General features: G+C 54.1%; 14 protein-coding genes. 5 read left to right on the plus strand and 9 right to left on the minus strand.

Annotated features, from left to right (window positions below; all coding sequences use genetic code 11):
• The first annotated feature begins 2 nt into the window (after positions 1-2).
• Positions 3-992 carry a class 1b ribonucleoside-diphosphate reductase subunit beta gene (nrdF, locus tag V9K92_RS04800; protein ID WP_115055017.1) on the plus strand — a complete coding sequence of 330 codons (990 nt, stop codon included), beginning with the start codon at positions 3-5 and terminating at the stop codon, positions 990-992.
• A gap of 200 nt (positions 993-1,192) precedes the next feature.
• Here the strand turns inward: nrdF and V9K92_RS04805 are convergent, their stop codons facing one another.
• From V9K92_RS04805 to V9K92_RS04830, 6 genes are all read right to left on the minus strand, one after another.
• The gene (locus V9K92_RS04805; RefSeq protein WP_337353420.1) at positions 1,193-2,563 is read right to left on the minus strand and encodes an FAD-binding oxidoreductase; all 1,371 of its coding nucleotides are present in this window, start codon (positions 2,561-2,563) and stop codon (positions 1,193-1,195) included.
• Positions 2,560-3,372, minus strand: a complete 813-nt coding sequence (locus V9K92_RS04810) for an ABC transporter permease (RefSeq protein WP_337353421.1) — start codon at positions 3,370-3,372, stop codon at positions 2,560-2,562. Before V9K92_RS04810 ends, V9K92_RS04805 begins: the two co-directional genes overlap by 4 nt.
• A 4-nt stretch (positions 3,373-3,376) precedes the next feature.
• Positions 3,377-4,204 (minus strand): ABC transporter permease, encoded by an 828-nt coding sequence (locus V9K92_RS04815; RefSeq protein WP_115055020.1) that lies wholly within the window; start codon positions 4,202-4,204, stop codon positions 3,377-3,379.
• Between the two features lie 64 nt (positions 4,205-4,268).
• Positions 4,269-5,384 (minus strand): ABC transporter substrate-binding protein, encoded by a 1,116-nt coding sequence (locus tag V9K92_RS04820; RefSeq protein WP_115055021.1) that lies wholly within the window; start codon positions 5,382-5,384, stop codon positions 4,269-4,271.
• 44 nt (positions 5,385-5,428) lie between these two features.
• Positions 5,429-6,535, minus strand: a complete 1,107-nt coding sequence (locus V9K92_RS04825; protein ID WP_115055022.1) for an ABC transporter ATP-binding protein — start codon at positions 6,533-6,535, stop codon at positions 5,429-5,431.
• A gap of 128 nt (positions 6,536-6,663) precedes the next feature.
• Positions 6,664-7,554, minus strand: a complete 891-nt coding sequence (locus V9K92_RS04830; protein WP_115055122.1) for a LysR substrate-binding domain-containing protein — start codon at positions 7,552-7,554, stop codon at positions 6,664-6,666.
• Positions 7,555-7,660: 106 nt separating this feature from the next.
• On the opposite strand from V9K92_RS04830, the gene V9K92_RS04835 reads away from it, so the two are divergent.
• The 4 genes from V9K92_RS04835 to V9K92_RS04850 all read left to right on the plus strand — a co-directional run bounded on the left by V9K92_RS04835 (position 7,661) and on the right by V9K92_RS04850 (position 13,810).
• The gene (locus V9K92_RS04835) at positions 7,661-9,247 is read left to right on the plus strand and encodes an amidohydrolase (protein ID WP_443094429.1); all 1,587 of its coding nucleotides are present in this window, start codon (positions 7,661-7,663) and stop codon (positions 9,245-9,247) included.
• Between the two features lie 13 nt (positions 9,248-9,260).
• Complete coding sequence (locus V9K92_RS04840; RefSeq protein WP_115055024.1) at positions 9,261-10,196, plus strand: dimethylarginine dimethylaminohydrolase family protein; 936 nt, start codon at positions 9,261-9,263, stop codon at positions 10,194-10,196.
• Positions 10,197-10,374: 178 nt separating this feature from the next.
• A complete protein-coding gene (locus tag V9K92_RS04845; RefSeq protein WP_307277395.1) occupies positions 10,375-12,093 on the plus strand; it encodes a cation:proton antiporter domain-containing protein in 1,719 nt (572 codons plus the stop codon).
• Between the two features lie 136 nt (positions 12,094-12,229).
• Positions 12,230-13,810 carry an ABC-F family ATP-binding cassette domain-containing protein gene (locus V9K92_RS04850; protein WP_337353422.1) on the plus strand — a complete coding sequence of 527 codons (1,581 nt, stop codon included), beginning with the start codon at positions 12,230-12,232 and terminating at the stop codon, positions 13,808-13,810.
• Here the strand turns inward: V9K92_RS04850 and V9K92_RS04855 are convergent.
• Genes V9K92_RS04855 through V9K92_RS04865 form a run of 3 tightly spaced genes read right to left on the minus strand, consistent with a single transcriptional unit; the run spans position 13,799 to position 17,504 of the window.
• On the minus strand, positions 13,799-15,007 hold the full coding sequence (locus V9K92_RS04855) for a TIGR03862 family flavoprotein (protein ID WP_337353423.1): 1,209 nt from the start codon (positions 15,005-15,007) through the stop codon (positions 13,799-13,801). The genes V9K92_RS04850 and V9K92_RS04855 overlap by 12 nt on opposite strands.
• 26 nt (positions 15,008-15,033) lie before the next feature.
• Entirely contained in the window at positions 15,034-16,641 is a 1,608-nt protein-coding gene (locus tag V9K92_RS04860; RefSeq protein ID WP_337353424.1) for an acyl-CoA synthetase, read from the minus strand.
• Positions 16,641-17,504, minus strand: coding sequence for an IclR family transcriptional regulator (locus V9K92_RS04865; RefSeq protein ID WP_337353425.1), 864 nt, complete (start codon positions 17,502-17,504; stop codon positions 16,641-16,643). The genes V9K92_RS04860 and V9K92_RS04865 overlap by 1 nt, the downstream gene beginning before the upstream one ends.
• Positions 17,505-17,704 lie beyond the last annotated feature (200 nt).

Raw genomic sequence — 17,704 nt, forward strand, 5'->3', positions numbered from 1 at the left:
CAATGAACATTCAAATCAAGAATAAAGCTGTAAAGCTTCCTGCAGCCGTTCGCGCCATCAACTGGAACCGCCTTGAGGATGACAAGGACCTTGAGGTCTGGAACAGGCTTACCGGAAATTTCTGGCTGCCGGAAAAGGTGCCGCTGTCGAATGATATTCCGTCCTGGGCTGCACTCAAACCCGAGGAACAGCAGCTTACCATTCGTGTGTTCACGGGGCTGACCCTGCTCGATACAATCCAGACCAGCATTGGCGCGCCAAAACTCATGGAAGATTCGATCACTCCCCATGAGGAAGCAGTCTATTCCAACATCTCCTTCATGGAGGCCGTGCATGCCCGTTCCTACTCGTCCATTTTCTCCACATTGTGCTCGACACCTGACGTTGATGATGCCTATCGCTGGTCCGAGGAAAATGAACATTTGCAGAGGAAGTCCGCGCTGATCCTCGAACATTACCGCAATCCCGATCCTCTCAAGCGCAAGATTGCCAGTGTGTTCCTGGAGAGCTTCCTGTTTTATTCCGGATTCTATCTACCGATGTTCTGGTCGAGCCGCGCCAAGCTGACCAATACCGCCGACATGATCCGCCTCATCATCCGGGATGAAGCAGTGCATGGCTATTACATCGGATATAAGTTTCAACGCGGACTGGAACGTCTTGGTGAGGAGCGCCGTTCGGAAATCAAGGATTTCGCTTTCGACCTTCTGCTTGAACTCTACGACAATGAGGCAAAATACACCGAGACACTCTATGACGGTGTCGGCCTGACCGAGGACGTGAAGAAATTCCTTCATTATAATGCCAATAAAGCACTGATGAACCTCGGCTACGAGGCTCTCTTTCCTGCAGAGGCCTGCAAGGTCAACCCGGCAATTCTTTCAGCGCTATCCCCGAATGCTGATGAAAACCATGACTTCTTTTCCGGTTCCGGCTCTTCCTATGTCATAGGCAAAGCGATCGCCACGGAAGATGAGGACTGGGATTTCTGATCGGTTAGGCTTTTTAGTTAAAGTAGATGATGAGCGACTTAAACTGGAGGATCGTAATTTGCAGAAAAAGATAAATAAAATAATTGGTTATAGGGGATTGTTTTGATGATCTTTGCGTTGGTCAGCGTGCCGCAGGAGCCCGCCGAGCGAAGCTTAATTGCCCAACAGCCTGGAATGTGAAGCTAATAAGCCCCGCTGATTCAGATCACCTTGCCGGGATTCATGATGCCGTTGGGATCGAGCAGAGATTTGAGCGAAAGCATCAGATCGAGCTTGACCGGATCAGCAAGCCTCGCCAACTCCGTTTTCTTGTCCAGTCCAATTCCGTGTTCCGCAGAAAACGATCCGCCCATTTCCCGCAGGGTAGCATAGATCAGCGACTTTACTGCTTTCCTGTCGGATATTCCGGCGACGCCAATATGCAGATTTCCGTCTCCCAGATGGCCAAAGGCAAAACCGTGAACATTTGGCCCGAGCATCGCAATTCCTTCGTGGAATTGTTTCAGCCAGGATTCCAGATGCTGTAGTGGGACGGAAATATCAAACCAGTGACCGTTCGGGTGGACGCGATCAATGACACTGCTGTCTTCGCGTATGTTCCAGATCTCACGGCGTTCCTTCTCGCTCTGCGCAAGAATTGCATCAAGAACCAAGCCGTCTTCTATGGTCAGCGCCAGAGCATTTTCCAGAGCAGATTGCGCCGATGCCTGATCGGCAGCATCGGTTTCGATGATCAGGTAAATGGGAGCCTGCGCGATAGAAGCGAGCGAGGGCGGTCCAAGATGATCGACTGCCACTACGAAATAGTCGTGCGCCATGAATTCGGCCCGCAGCAAATGCACATCATGATTCGCCTGCAATTGATGGAACAGTAAAACCGCGGCAGCCGCCGATTGGCAGGCGACGAGCGCAGTTGCGGTTAATGCGTCGGGAGGCGCAAGTTTAATCACCGCACGCGTTACGATGCCGAGCGTGCCCTCCGCGCCAATGAATAATTGTTTTAGGTCATATCCCTCATTTGATTTCGGCACCTGCGCCATATCGCTCATGACGCGCCCGTCGGGGAGAACCACTTCAAGACCGAGTACGCGCTGGCGCATGACACCGTGCCGGAAAGCCTCCATGCCACCGGCATTGGTCGAGATCATTCCGCCTATCGTGGCAGTGCCGCGTGATGCAATGTCTATGCCTGTGGAAAGATGATGATGTGCCGCCGCTTCCTGTAGCGCAAACAAGGTGACACCACCTTGAACGATTGCTGTGCCAGCGGATGCAGACACCATTTCGATAGTGTGCATTGATGATAAAGAGAGGATGATTTGTCCAACCAGGGATACGGCTCCACCCACTAATCCTGTCCGCCCGCCATGGGGAATAACTGCAATCCGCTGTTCGTTGCACAAACGAAGGACAGCAGAAACTTCCCCGGTGGTTCGGGGTGTCACCATTATGGTGGCATCGAGATTACGCTCGTCGGAACCCGGATGGATCATGGCGAGGGCTTCTCCGGTCTTTAGCCCGCTGGCACCAACGATGAGTTCAAGTTTGGCAAGGATATTTTCGGGTATCATTGAGGGTCCGTAGCTTTGCGCCGGTCAATGATAATTCTCAAGGCAAGTATGGCGGCAGTGACAAGGATCAGAAGAACCGAAATTGCGGCAATGGATGGATCAATATTGTCGCGCAGACCCATCCACATGAGCCGGGGAAGGGTGATTGCATTGACGCTGGTAATGAAGAGGGTGACACCGATTTCCTCCCAGGAAAGGACAAAGGAAAGAAGCGCCGCAGTCGCTATGCCAAGTTTAATATTGGGGATGATGACCTTGAATGCGCGGGTGGCCAGATTGGCGCCGAGACCGCGCGCCGCAAGATCTATGCGCCGGTCAACCTGAAACAGGGAAACAAGAATGAGGACGACCGCAAAGGGCGTTATCATCACAGCATGGGCGAGGGCAACGCCGAGCCAGGTGTCATATCCGATCCAGTTGTTAAAGCTCGACAGGGTGGTCATCAGGAAATAAAGCGTCATGGCTGAAACAACTGGCGGAACAATGAGCGGCAACAGCACGAAGCCGATCAGCAAGGCTGAAAAACGTGGCTGGAACATCCAGATTCCAAGTCCGAACATAGTCGCCAATGCTGTTGCTAAAATGCTCGACACAATGCCGATGCGCAGACTGAGCAGAATGCTCTGGAGCCAGGCCGGATTATCGAGAAGAGCCTGATAATGGCGAAGCGAGAGATTGCCGGATGGCATAGAAAGAAATCGGGCAGGGGTGAATGAAACCGGTATCACCGCGACAAGCGGCATCAGCAGGAAGAGTGCGACGGCTGTAGCAAGAATAAGAAGTACGGGACCGGGGCGTGAGGATTGCATGACTCTACCCCACCATATGCGCGGGTTTGATAAAGCGCCGCAGCAGTGCCAGCAAAATCGCGATAAACAGCACCAGTACCACGCTGATTGCGGCGCCAAGTCCCCAGTCAGGGCTCTGGAAGATGCGAAGATAAACCAGCTCCGCCACCATAACGCTTCGACCGCCGCCGAGGATCGCCGGTGTGACGAAAAACCCAAGTGCAAACACGAAGACGATGAGCGCGGCACCGATCAATCCGCCATAGGTCAAAGGCAGGAAAACTGTCCAGAACGTGCGGCTCCTGGATGAGCCCATGCCCCGCGCCGCCAGCAATACACGCTCATCGATGCTGCGCATGGCGGATGCGATGGGAAATACAGCAAAGGGAATGAGGAAATGCGTCATACCGACAATGACGCCAAACTCATTGCGGGCGAGTGCAAGCGGTTCACTGATGATACCGGCCGATTGCAGCCATGTATTGATCAGCCCGCGATTGGACAGCATCGCCAGCCAGCCAAAGGCACGGGTAAGCACGGAAATCCAGAAGGGCACAAGAATACAAAATTCAGCGAGCGCGCGTTGGACTGAGCTGCCGCGCACCCAGACATAGGCGATTGCGTAAGCTGTGATGAGCGAGGCGGCGGTTACAATCAGGCAGATGCGCAGTGTGCGAACGAAAACAGACTGGACGAGCGGATCGGTAAACACGGCTATATACTGACCAAAACCGGTCTCGGGCAAGGTAAAGCTCCAACGAACCACACCCAGAAAAGGCACGACATAGGCGAGCCCCAGAAACAGGAGCAATGGTCCCAATAGCAGGAATTTTCTGGATGTTGCCGAGCCCATTCAACGTCCCTTGTTGCAGTGTGTGGAAAATGGCGCGGGATCATTGATCACGCGCCATTTTTCCTCAGGCTGAAATGACTTTTGTATATTCGTCGAATGCCTTGCCATAATTTTCGGCATACCATTCCATGTCCAGCGGGACCTGCTTGGCCATGTTGGCTGGATCAACGCAGTTTATCCGCTTCTTCTCGTCCGGTATCAGCGCATCGGTTGCCGGATTTGCTGGGCCTTGGCCCAGGAGATTGAACATTTCAAGTTGCCGCTCAGGGGTCTGCGCGCTGGCGATGAATTTCATCGCATTGTCCTTGCCGCCGGGGTTGTTTTTCATAACGGCCAAAGCACCGGGTGAGATCAGGCCCTGATCCCAGACGAATTTGATCGTGCCGCCTGAATCCTGCTCGATAAGCTGCGCGCGCGTCGACCAGATCAATGCCATGGAGGCTTCACCGTCGATCAAAACGGACTGGCTTTCTGCGCCGCCGCCCCAATAGGCCACAACATTTTCCTTGAAGGCCGCAATCTTGTCGTGGGCACGTTTGAGATCAAGCGGGTAAAGTTTTTCCGGTGCAACCCCATCAGCCATCAAAGCCGCTTCCCACATGGCCGCACCCCATTTGTACATGGAGCGTTTGCCGGGAAACTTCTTCACGTCGAAGAAATCTGCCATGCCGGTGGGTACCTGATCGCCAAATTTCGAAGAGTCATAGGCAATGATGTATGAGAAGAAATAGGTTGATGCCGCTGTGTCCCAGCCAAAGCCGGGGCGCATCTTGTTCTTGTCTACAATAGCGTAATCGATTGGCTCAAGCATTCCCTGCTTGCCGAGCGAAATACCGGAGAAAGGATCGATATCAAGGAGGTCCCAGCTCGGTTTGCCGCTCTTGAACTGTGCTGTGACCGCTCCTTCCGTGGGGCCTGAACCGTCCATCTTGACGGTAACACCGCTTTCCTTGGTGAAAGGCTGGCCATAGGCCTTGTCATAGGCAGTCATGGCATCACCGCCCCAATTGACCAGCACAAGCTCCTTGGCCTGAGCATAAGAACCGGTGGACCGGAGAAGCGCTGGTGCACCCGCCAGAAATATCGCAGCCATCTGCGTAAAGCGCCTGCGGCTAATCTCGCCCCGCTCGACTTTGCTGGCCAGTATTTCGAGGCAGTCTTTTTGAAATGCGTGATCCATTTTGTTTCCCTCTGGATTGTTGTTGTCACATTCCTGAATGCAGCCTAACTCCCATTCGGCAGCAAAAAGCCCTGATGCTCCGGCCATGACACCCACACATTCGTGTTGGGTTCTATGGGCGAGGTCGTCGCTGTCGGCATTGAAACCGCCAGGCTCGTTCCGGTGCGTGTTCGTAAATGATACTTGGTCGAAGCGCCGAAATATGTTGCTCCTTCGACCCGGCAGGTGATGGCGTTGCAATTGTCTTTCCGGTGCTCCACAGAAATGACCATGTGCTCAGGCCGTATGGCCGCCAGCGCTGCCCTGCCTGCAAGTGCCGATGATTTATTTACAGTGATCGTCTGGTCTTCAAATCTGCCGGCGGCACGCTCGCCATCCAGTTGAACAGTATCGAGCGGCAGAAGGTTGATCTCGCCAAGGAATTCGGCAACAAAACGGTTTGCCGGTCGCTCATAGACCTCCTGCGGTTTGCCTGCCTGCAGCAGTTCGCCATGATTGAAGATGGCAACGCGGGATGACAAAGCAAGCGCTTCGGATTGATCATGCGTAACGAAGACAAAGGTTGTGCCGGTTTCCTGATGCAGCCTCTTGGCTTCTTCCTGCATCATTTCACGCAGATTTTTGTCAAGGGCCGAAAATGGCTCGTCCAGCAGCAGTACGGAAGGCTCAAACGCCAAAGCACGGGCAAGGGCAACGCGTTGCTGCTGGCCGCCGGAAAGTTTGGCTGGCAGCTTCTTCTCATGGCCAACTAGGCCGACACGCTCAACCATTTCACCGACCCTACGCTTGATATCGGCAGCAGATTGGCGGCGTACCTTGAGCGGGAAAGCGATGTTCTGCTCGACAGTCAGATGTGGGAAGAGGGCGTATCCCTGAAAAACCATACCGTAGGAGCGATCTTCAGCGGGGATATTGGTAATGTCTTTGCCGTCCATCACCAGTTTGCCGGATGTTGGGGCAAGGAAACCCGCCAGTATCATCAGGAAGGTGGTTTTGCCTGAACCTGAAGGCCCCAGGAGAGTCAAAAATTCGCCGCGCTTGATGTCGAGCGACAGGTCTTTGAGCGCATGAAATGCGCCAAATGTTTTGCCAATAGATATAGCCTTGATCTCGGCGGCTTTCGCGTCGCCCGGCTGCATGCTTTGAGGCATTGATTGAACCTCTTTCCCCTTCTTTTTAATGAAGCCTAGGCACAATCTGCAATAACGACAATTGAATTATATTACCCTGACACGTGAAAATAATTCACGCCACCGCCGAATCTGTCCCACGATGCGTTTTAGGCGTTGCGGGTTTGAGAAAGCCGGGACTTCAGCCATTCAGTAAAGGCGAGCTGCGCCGGATGATCCATTCTCGCATAATCGGTAACAAGAAAATACGACTTTGGTGATTTGATAGCGAGATCGAACGGCTGAATGAGCTGGCCGCCTCTCATTGCCTTCCGGCATGTCAGCTTGTCGCCGATTGCAATCCCCTGCGCCGTGATCGCTGCCGAAAACACAAGGTTCATATCGGAAAACACAATTCCGCGCTCTGAGTCAGGGTTGTCGACATTTGCCAAGGCCAGCCAGAGCGTCCAATCCTCGAAATCGACCAGATGCAGCAAAGGTGCCCGCAATATATCCTTCGGTTCGGCCAACCCACCCAATTTGTTGAGCAGAACAGGGCTGCACAGCGGAGTAAACTCGATCTCGCAAAGCAGATCTACGGCCCTGTTGGGCCAATTGCCATCACCAAAAGCGATAAAGAGGTCAACGCCCGGCGCAGTTACGTCATCAAGTTTGCGCGGAGTGACAATCCGCAGGGCGATATCGGGATATTTCTCCTGAAACTCCGCGATATGTGTGCAGAGCCAAAGCGATGCGAAGCCGGACGTGCAACTGACAGTTAATGTCCCGCCAGTGCTTGCAGGGCTATGTCGCCCGCCAGCATCGTCGATGACGATGAGCGCCTTGCGCACATCATTGGCATATTTTCGTCCCCTCGGCGTAAGGGTAACACCCTTGCCATCCCGCTGCAAAAGCTCGAATCCAAGGTCGCGTTCCAACAGACGAAGCTGGTGGCTGACCGCGCTTCTGGTCAGGTGCAGTTCTTCCGCAGACCGCCAAACGCTGCCATGTCTGGCAAAGCTTTCAAGTGCGCGAAGCGCCTGAGTTGAGGGTATTCTCATGCGATGCCTTCGATAAGAGGTGAATAGAATTTGCACGTTTTGAGAAAACATATCACTTTTTCTCCCTGCATCCAGATGATTATCTGCCGTCTGACGGGAGATAATTGTGGTCACGGAAGCATCGGTCTCAGCACTCAATTTCATTGATGATCACAAGGCTGATCTCTCGGCATCGGCACGCACTATTTTTGATTTCGGAGAAACCGCCTGGCGCGAGTACCGATCTGCAGATTGGTATGTTCATCGCTTGCGGCAGGAAGGCTTTGATGTAGAGGCCGGTTCTGCTGGCATGCCGACTGCATTTTGTGCGCATTGGACCAATAAAGCAGGAATGTCGGGACAGCCGCCAACCATTGGCATGTATGCAGAGTACGATGCGGTGCCCGGCAATTGCCAGGCCGCTACCACGTCGCGGCAACCGCGCTCCGGACTGAGTGAGCATGCTGGTGGTCATACTGACCCGCATTCGGGACTCGGAATATCTGCTCTTGGAGGTCTCTTGGCCACAAAGGCGGCAATGGAAAAACACGGTATTGCCGGAACCCTGCGATTTACCGGAGAGCCGGCAGAGAAAGTGCGCGGCTCCAAGCCCATCCACGCAGCCAAAGGTTATTATGACGGATTGGATGGCATGATCTCGTTCCATCCGTTCTATATGCTGCCTCTGTGCAACACTGTCCGGTGGGATACGCATTGTGGCGCTGCTTATTCGATGATCTATCGATTCATCTGCGATCAGCCTGAACTTTGGGGGTTGAGCGATGGCGCTCCCATTCCGCAATCACATTCCGCTGTGCGTGCGCCGGGAGCCAATGACGCGCTGATGATGATGTATATGGCATCAAAAGCCTTGCGCGATTCCATGTTGCCGCATCAGGGCGGCTGGTCGATCAGCGAGGCAATTCTGACTGCAGGGCAGGCAACAGCTGACAATCTGCCCGCTGGGCTTGCTGAAATTCAGTATATGATGCGCGTTCCGACTATCGCCATGGCTGAGAAGATCACCGCCGCGTTGGATCGAAACGCCGAGCATGCTGCGGCAATGTCCGGTTGCAGGGTTGAGCGGCATTGGGTCTGTAAGTCTCGGCCCGGTCTTGCCAACCACGCAATGGCAAATATTACCTGGGAAGCGCTCAAATATGTTGGTGCTCCGCAATGGGACGAGGCTGCAAAAGCAATCGCGCGAGAGATTCAAGTCAATGCCGGTATTGACGCCATGGACGACCCCTTTCTGGATGAGTGCGAGCGTTTGATTTCACCGCAGGATGCAGAAGCCATATTACGGCGTGACTTGCCCCCCTCGCAGTTGAATTCGACCTCCGATGACTACACCGACATGACCTGGCATGCGCCGACAGTGCGCTTCTACGTGGCTCGTCCGGCGTTGAAGGCGCCAAAGGGTAAAGCCTATCCGGGTTGGGTCATGAATGCCCTTGGCGGAATATCGGAAACGATTGATCCGATGATTGTTTGCGCCGCAAAGACAGTGGCCCTGACGGCATTGCGCTTGCTTGAAGATGGCGAGGCCCGTCGTGGGGCAAAAGATGAGTTTATTGAACGGACGGGCGGCGGTGTCGGCGGTTCCAAATGGATCGCGCCGCTATGCGATTACGAACCGCCAATTCATTTCCGTTGGCCCGAATACATAACAACCGCGCGCGGAACTGAGTGGTGGATACCAAACGCCGCATAATGAGGAGAAAGCAATGACACGTCACGAGAATGGTTTTGATGCCGATGCTTTCACATTGAAGCGGCGAAACCCCAATGGCGCTACAAAGCCGCTTGTCAATTGGGGGTTTCGCAACGAGACCGATCCGCTGACTGATGTGTTGCTGGGATCGCCGGCATTTCTACGCCATATGGCGACCAGTTCACTTTCCCGAAAACACTTGCGTGAAGCTCCCTGCAATATTCAAACCGCGCAGGCGCAGCATAAGGAGCTGGTGGCCGCCTACGAACATTTCGGCGTGAATATTCACTGGCACGAGCCGGAACCTGAATTGCCCATGCAGGTCTATTCAAGGGACTCCAGCGTCATGACGCCCTATGGCGCAATCATCACCGCCATGGCGAACTGGTGGCGACGCGGAGAAAACTACGCGGCGATCCGCACCTATGAACGGCTGGGTATTCCGATCTACGATATGGTCACAGCCGGAACCTTTGAGGGTGGCGATTTTAACGTCATTGAAGAAGGCTGCGTCCTGATCGGATGCGGCGGTGCGCGGACGCAGGAAGAGGGGGCACGCCAAGTCGAGGAGTGGTTCCGCAAAGAAGGTTGGGAAACACGGCTTGCCTTTATCGACGAATATTATGTCCACATTGATCTGATGGTCGTGCCGATTGCGCCAAAGCTCACTGCCGTTTGCCTTGCCTGTACGGAACCTGGCATTGTCGATTGGCTCAAAGCAAAGGGACATGAAATAATCGATGTGCCTTTTCAGGATACGATGAATCTTGGATGCAATTTTATGTCGCTCGGCAAGGATCGCATCATCGCACCGACATCAAGCAAGACGTTGATCGAAAAGCTGAGGGCGACAGGATTTGAAGTTGCGGCAGTCGATATGAGCGAGATTTCCAAAACCGGCGGCGGAATCCACTGCATGGCGCAGGCACTGCTGCGGTCCCCAGCGTAACAAGAGAGGTCAGCTGATCTGATATTGAGGTGCACACGGCACGGCATTCAATCCGGCATTGAGATTCTGGTTGCATTTAGTGGTAAGCGTTCTTATCGAAACTTTGGGCTGAAATAGCCTGGGGGCTCGCGCTTCATAGTTTCACTTATCAATGCAATCTGGAACGCCAAGGGTTGATGTGCACAGCGAAGTAGCTTTGATCTCGACAGTTGCCGTCAGCTTCGTGGCCGCAGCTATTTGCGGCTATCTGGCTGACAGATTATGGTTGCCGCCGCTGGTGGGCTATCTTTTCGCAGGCATTCTTCTGGGGCCTTTTACGCCCGGCTTTATTGCCGATAGCGGACTTGCGGGCCAACTTTCCGAAATGGGCGTCATACTGCTCATGTTCGGCGTGGGGTTGCACTTCTCCGCATCGGAGCTTCTGGCCGTCCGCAATATTGCTGTGCCGGGCGCGATCATCCAGATACTCCTTGCCAGTTTGTTGGGGATTGGCCTTAGTTCTTTTTTCGGATGGGGTATTGGTGCCGGGGTTGTTTTCGGGCTTAGCCTGTCCGTCGCGAGCACGGTCGTGCTTCTCAAAGCGCTGGAAGAGCGCAATCTCGTTAATAGCGCGAGCGGGCGCGTTGCAGTTGGTTGGCTGATTGTTGAAGATTTGGCCATGGTTCTGGCCCTGGTTCTGCTTCCTGCATTGGCTGAAGTTCTCGGTGCAACCGGCACGGGCATTAGTGGAACACAGCTTGCGCTTAACCTTGCAATTACGCTGCTGAAAGTTGCAGCCTTTGCGATAATGGCGGCCTATCTTGGCCCCAAGGTCGTGCCGTGGCTTCTTACGCTGATCGCACGTACGGGTTCGCGCGAATTGTTCACCCTTTCCGTGCTGGCAATCGCCTTGGGAATTGCGTTCGGTTCTGCCGAAGTTTTTGGCGTGTCATTTGCGCTGGGCGCCTTCTTTGCGGGCGTCGTCATGAGTGAGTCGAATCTGAGCCACAGGGCTGCTGCCGATTCACTGCCGCTCCAGAATGCTTTTTCGGTTCTGTTTTTCATATCAGTCGGGATGTTCTTTGATCCTTCCATTCTGTTGCGCGAACCATTGGCGGTCATCGGAACTCTGCTGATCATTATCCTTGGAAAATCCGTTATCGCTTTGGGGATTGTGCTGGCTCTTCGTTATCCGATCGGCCTTGGCCTGACAGTTGCAGCAGGACTTGCCCAGATCGGCGAATTTTCCTTCATTCTTGCAGGGCTTGGCGTTTCGCTGAAGCTTCTTCCCAAGGAGGGGCAAGACCTTATTCTGGCTGGAGCAATCCTTTCGATTACTCTCAACCCGCTGATTTTTGCTGCCGCCGAAAGGCTTAAGAAGACCGCCCTGATCAAGTGGCCCATCTGGTGCGACCGGCATGGGAAAATGAAGCATGAGAAGCTGGAGCGCGAACTGGCCATTATAAGGGTCGCGGGTGAAGAGCGCGACAAGAAGCACCAGCAGGAGCTTAAGCAGCTTATTGAAACGTTTCCACTTTTCTCGCAGCTCGACAAGACATCGCGCGAAGAGCTGTTCCTGCTGTTCAGACCCAAATCAGCATCTCCCGGCGAGCGCGTCATTCGCGTCGGCGATCGTGGTGACGGCATGTATTTCATCGTTGCTGGTGCTGTGGAAGTCCGGCTGGACAGCGGTGATGTTCCGTTGAATGCCGGTGCATTTTTCGGCGAAATGGCGCTCTTGAGCGGCGGACGTCGCACTGCGGATGTCGTGGCGATCGATTTCTGTCAGTTTCTGGTCCTTGACCGCCGGGATTTCAATATTTTCGCCTCGCGATATCCGGGACTTCGCTCCGCCGTTACCACCATGGCAAGAGAGCGTACGGAGATGAATGTTTCACGCCAAAAAGCAGATGACTGACACAGCGTCGTTCTGGCTGCCTTGATATTACAACATTCCGCACCTAGTTTTGGGGGACATACGCAGGAGCTTACGACAATGAAAATTACAACCGAAACTTCATTCGCCTTATCCGCAATTGAATTATCGGTTGGTCATGTCAGCTCTTCTCATTCTGCAGAATGTTTCCCACACCACGGCTGAAGGCCGCGAACTCTTCAAATCCCTGGACCTCAGTCTTGAGCGTGGTTGTACCGGCCTTGTCGGGCGCAATGGTGTGGGCAAATCCACTCTTTTAAAACTCGTTGCGGGTGACTTTGCCCCGCAATCCGGCACGGTCAGTCGAACAGGCTCTCTTGGCCTTCTTGAACAATCTGTTCAAAACTCAGATTTCAGAACGGTTGTCGACGCGATGGGCGTTGCCGAAGCCTATCAAACGATATGGCGGATTATGGCTGGCAATGGCACGCCCGCCGACTTTGAGAAGGCGGACTGGACTCTCCAATCACGGTTGATCGAGGCATTGGCACAAGTGGGAATGCAGGAATGTGACCCGCTACGCGATCTGTCGACATTAAGTGGCGGACAAAGAACCAGAATTGCACTTGCCGCCCTGATCTTCAGCAAGCCTGATCTTATTCTGCTTGATGAGCCTACCAACAATCTTGATCGTGAGGGCAGGGAGGCCGTGACGGACTTTCTCCTCCATTGGAAAGGAGGGGCATTGGTTGTCAGCCACGACAGGCAGATACTTCGCCAGATGGACCGGATCGTCGAATTATCCGGCCTTGGCGTAAAAACATATGGCGGCAATTGGGACGATTATAAAGAACAGAAAGGCCGGGAGGTAGAAGCAGCAGAACGCGAATTGATCGTTGCCGAACGCGATGCCGCGCTGCTCTCCCGCAAGATACAGATTGCTGCAGAGCGCAAGGCCAAAAAGGATTCTGCGGGAAAACGTTCACGCGGCAAAGCGGGCCTCAGCAAGCTCATTTTGGACGCACGTGAAGATCGCGCGGAGCAAAGCTCCGGACGTGGCAAGCAATTGGCAGACAGGCAGCGTCAAAAGGCTGAACAGAAACTGCAATCGGCCGTCTCGAACATTGAGCGCCTAAAGTCACTCTCCTTCGAGATCGGGGCATCCCGCACACCGGCTGGAAAAATTGTACTTGCGTTTGATGAGGTATTCGGTGGGCCGGACATGCAGGCTCCGATAATCAACGAGCTCTCCTTTACAATAACCGGCTCCGAACGCATGGCAGTTACGGGGCCCAATGGTTCAGGCAAAACCACACTCCTTCGTCTCGCAATGGGCGAGCTTCTTCCCACAAGCGGAGGAATTCAGCGCTCCGGGCCATTCGCCATGCTGGACCAGAGTGTCAGCCTGCTTGATCCTGCAAGCACGATTTTGGAAAACTTCAAACGCCTGAATCCCGACAGTACGGACAATGATTGCCGTGCTGCATTGGCACGGTTTCTCTTCCGGGCCGATAGTGCGCTACGGCTGGCCTCCTCCTTAAGCGGGGGAGAGACACTTCGCGCCGGGCTGGCTTGTGTGTTGGGCAGTAACGCACCTCCTGATCTGCTGATTCTCGATGAGCCTACAAATCATCTTGACCTTATGTCTGTTGAAGCAATCGAAGCGGCACTGAATGCTTATGACGGTGCATTGCTTGTCGTTAGTCATGATGAAGACTTTCTGGAGGCAATTGGCATTGAAAAATGGCTAGCACTTTAGCCATTCGGCAATGCCGCGCCCTGCTGCACGGCCCGTAGCCAGGCAGGCCGTGAGCAGATATCCCCCTGTCGGCGCTTCCCAATCAAGCATTTCTCCGGCAGCGAAGAGACCGGGGATTGCTTTGAGCATGTAGTTTTCGCCAACACTGTCCCAACGAATACCGCCTGCGGAGGATATTGCCTCTGCTATCGGGCGGGGTCTTGAAACAGAGATAGGCAAATGCTTGATGAGCCGTGCGGTACTTTCAGGGTTTGTCAGATCGGTGTCGTCAGCGAAATGACGCAACAAAGCCAACTTCACGCCATCAATTCCCGCGCCCTTTCTCAGGCGGTTCGAAAAGCTTGATTTGCCGCCTTGCCGCGCCAGATCTTTGACCAAGCGTTCCAGCGTTCGGCCCGGCACAAGGTCCACCAGAAGCGCGGCTTCGCCCTGGGATGCCAGTCGCTCGCGCAGGTTCGCTGCATGCGCGTAGACGAGACTGCCCTCGATGCCGTGGCGTGTAATCACGAATTCGCCGGGAATTATACCGGCATCGGAAGTGGCTGTCACGGATTTGACGGGCGCACCGGCAAAACGTTCCCGGAACATGTCATCCCAAGCGACCTCAAAGCCGCAATTGGCCGGTTGAAAGCTAGCAACATTCACACCGGCATTTTGCAGCCATGGCAGCCAGCTGGCATCGGAGCCAAGACGCGGCCAGCTTGCACCACCAAGTGCAAGCAAAGCTGCATCCGGCTGCATCATTTTTTGACCATCCGGCGTATCAAACAGATAGTCTCTCCCAGAAAACCCGGTCCAGCGGTGGCGTGTACGAATTTTTACACCGTATGTTTCCAGCCGTTTTAACCACGCTCGCAGGAGAGGGGAAGCCTTCATCGCTGTTGGAAATACACGGCCGGATGTGCCAATGAAGGTTTCAACACCGAGCTCTTCTGCCCATGCTCGAACGGCCTGCGGACCAAAAGCGTCAAGCGCCGGGCGCAAACGATCTGACGCCGAACCAAAGCGCATCACAAATTGCCTATAGTCTTCCGCATGGGTGAGATTCAGCCCTGACTTTCCGGCCAGCAGAAACTTCCGGCTGAGCGTTGGCATGCTGTCATAGACAGTTATCGAATGACCGGAAAAAGACAGTTCCTCTGCTGCTGCCAGACCGGCGGGGCCACCCCCGATAATCGCGATCTCTTTTGGTTTCACACGCAGCCTGCTCGAGTTTGGAGAAATCAGGCGTCGAGTTCCTTTCGCCTGATGAGCTCGTCCCGTATCAGCTTCTTGGCAATTTTTCCATATGCGGACTTTGGCATTTCAGGCCAGAAAACAAGACGCTTGGGCAGTTTGTACCGCGCCATCTTGTTTCCAAGCCAATCGATAATGGCCGCGCCGTCGGGCGCCGCGCCAGCTTTTGCCACGCAGATCGCAAGCCCGACCTCGCCCCATACGGGATCGGGAATACCAATCACCGCTGCTTCGCTTATGTCCGGATGGGTGAGGATTTTTTCTTCGATCTCACGGGGATAAACATTGGAACCGCCCGAAATATACATGTCAGAGGCGCGGCCAGTGATGAAAAGAAAGCCTTCCTCGTCCAGATGACCGAGGTCGCCAGTCCGGAACCAGCCATTACGAAATGCTTTCTCATTGGCTTCGGGATTGTTGTAATAGCCCGCAAATACCGCAGGGCCTATGACGCAGATTTCGCCCGTTGCTCCGGCGCTGACTTCGTTGCCATTATCATCCTGAATGGATATCTGCATTCCGGTGCGGGCAAATCCGCAAGTACCGATTTTTGCCTGCGCGTTGTCTTCTGCAAAATGATATGCGGGCGGCAGGACGGTGATGTTTCCCGTTACTTCCCCGAGGCCGAAATATTGGACAAGGACCGGCCCCAGCGTCTTGAGTGCGTGGATCTGGTCGGTGCGATACATTGGAGCGCCAGCATAAATCACATAACGCAACGATGAATGATCATAGGTTGCGACTGACTGGTTTTCGGTCAGAATCTTGAGGATCGTCGGAACGGTGAACATGTTGCTCACCTTCCATTCTTCCACCAGTCGCCAAGCTTCCGCCGCATCGAACTTTTCCGTAGGCAGCAAAATGGTTTTCGAGCCTCGCGCCACCTGCGTGAGCTGATGGATACCGGCACCATGAGACAGAGGAGCAACGACGAGCGAAGCGTCCTTATGTGTTGTTCCCGGCATCAGGTCGCAAAGGTGATTTGTGATGACAAAAGCCATTTGCCCATGGGTTAAAATGGCGGCCTTCGGTCTGCCGGTTGTGCCGGAGGTGAAGAAAAACCAGCAGGGGTCGTCGTGATTAACCAAAGCCATTTGCGTTGTCTGGCCGGAAAATGCGTCAACCAGATCATCATACTCATCGCCGAACTTGCTCGTGCCAATACTGACGATGAATTCCAGTTCGTTGCTTGAGGCGTGGCATGCAGCGGCATGGTCGGGAAAGGCGTTAGCGCATATCATGCCCTTTGCCCCGCTGGCACTGGCAAGATAGGCTACTTCCTCCGGTGTTTGCCGGAAGTTTGCCGGTACCCATACGGCCCCAAGCCTGAAACAGGCAAACATCGATTCAAACATCTGGTTACAGTTTTGCGACTGGATGAGAATGCGATCGCCCCGCACAACGCCAAATTTGCTTTGCAAGGCTGTAGCCATCGCATTGACGCGCTGGTCAATCTGCGACCAGGTCCAGCTTTTATTTCCCCAGACAAACCCGATTTCTTTGGGAAACCGCCGCGCGGCCTCACTCAGGAAATTGGCAAGGTTCATCACCCGCTTGCTCATAGGCAAAATAGCCAGCCCCTCAGCCTGCGCCATTAATTTGCTCCCTCGACCTTTGTTCCCAGCCTTGCTGGATTGACAGGACGTTTTATCCGTCCATTCAAAGGTTGAAGATGGGCGAGCCGCGCCTCAATCTTCCTTGCCTCCACCTGCATAAGCGCGACAAGCTCGATCTGCCTGGCGGGCTGCATACGGCTATCGATGGCGGCAATGCTTAAAGCGCCCGCAGGACGCCCATCAGGATGGTGTATCGCAAGCCCGATTGCCCAGGAGTTTGCAAGGATTCGGCCCGGATTGAGCGCAAAGCCAGCTTCCCTGGTTGTCGCAACATCATCCCGGATTTGAGCGGGTCCCAGATTGGGGTATTCCGCTTGCAATACCGGATCGTTTGCTTCGAGTATGGCTTCGATTTCCTCGTCTGGCAAAGCTGATAAAATGGCCAAAGAACCGGCGCCTACGCCAAGCGGATGGCGATAGCCCGCTTGCAAGGCATGGGTGCGAATTTGGTATGTGCCTTCCTCGCGGTGCAGGCATACGGAGGACGTTTCCCGCTGAATTGAAAGGAAGCTTGTGTCTTCGCTCTTGGCGGAGAGCGTTGTCAGGCTGTCGCGGGAAATTTGGAGCAGGCCATAGCGGCGCGAAGCCAGTGTGCCAAGAATGTAAGCCTCCTCACCGAGAAAATAACGCCGGGTCATCTCGTCCTGCTCCAGCATGCCCGAACGCATCAATGCAAGCAGCAGGCGGCGCGTCGTCGGCTTGTTCAAGCCGCCTTGTTCAACAAGCTCGCTAAGGGTCGAGCCCTGGTCTCCAAAATAGCTGACGAGGCTTAGCAGACTAAGCGCCCTGTCTACGCTTTGTGCACCGCTAAGGCCGGATGTCGACGCGACACGCTGTTCCATCTTCCGTTTCCCAAAAGGTCCATAATGTGGATCAAGATTCAATCTTATAAGACAATGCCATAAAAAGGATTGCAAGACCGCTTTGTTTGTTTATGATTTTCCAGGAACGAGGAGAGAGCGCATTCTATAATATGGATCGCAGTGTCGATATGGCAATGGAGGTTGCCCTATCCGGCAGGTTCGCAGAACTGCAAGAGATA

The organism is Phyllobacterium sp. CCNWLW109 (assembly GCF_037203905.1).
Taxonomy (GTDB): domain Bacteria; phylum Pseudomonadota; class Alphaproteobacteria; order Rhizobiales; family Rhizobiaceae; genus Phyllobacterium; species Phyllobacterium ifriqiyense.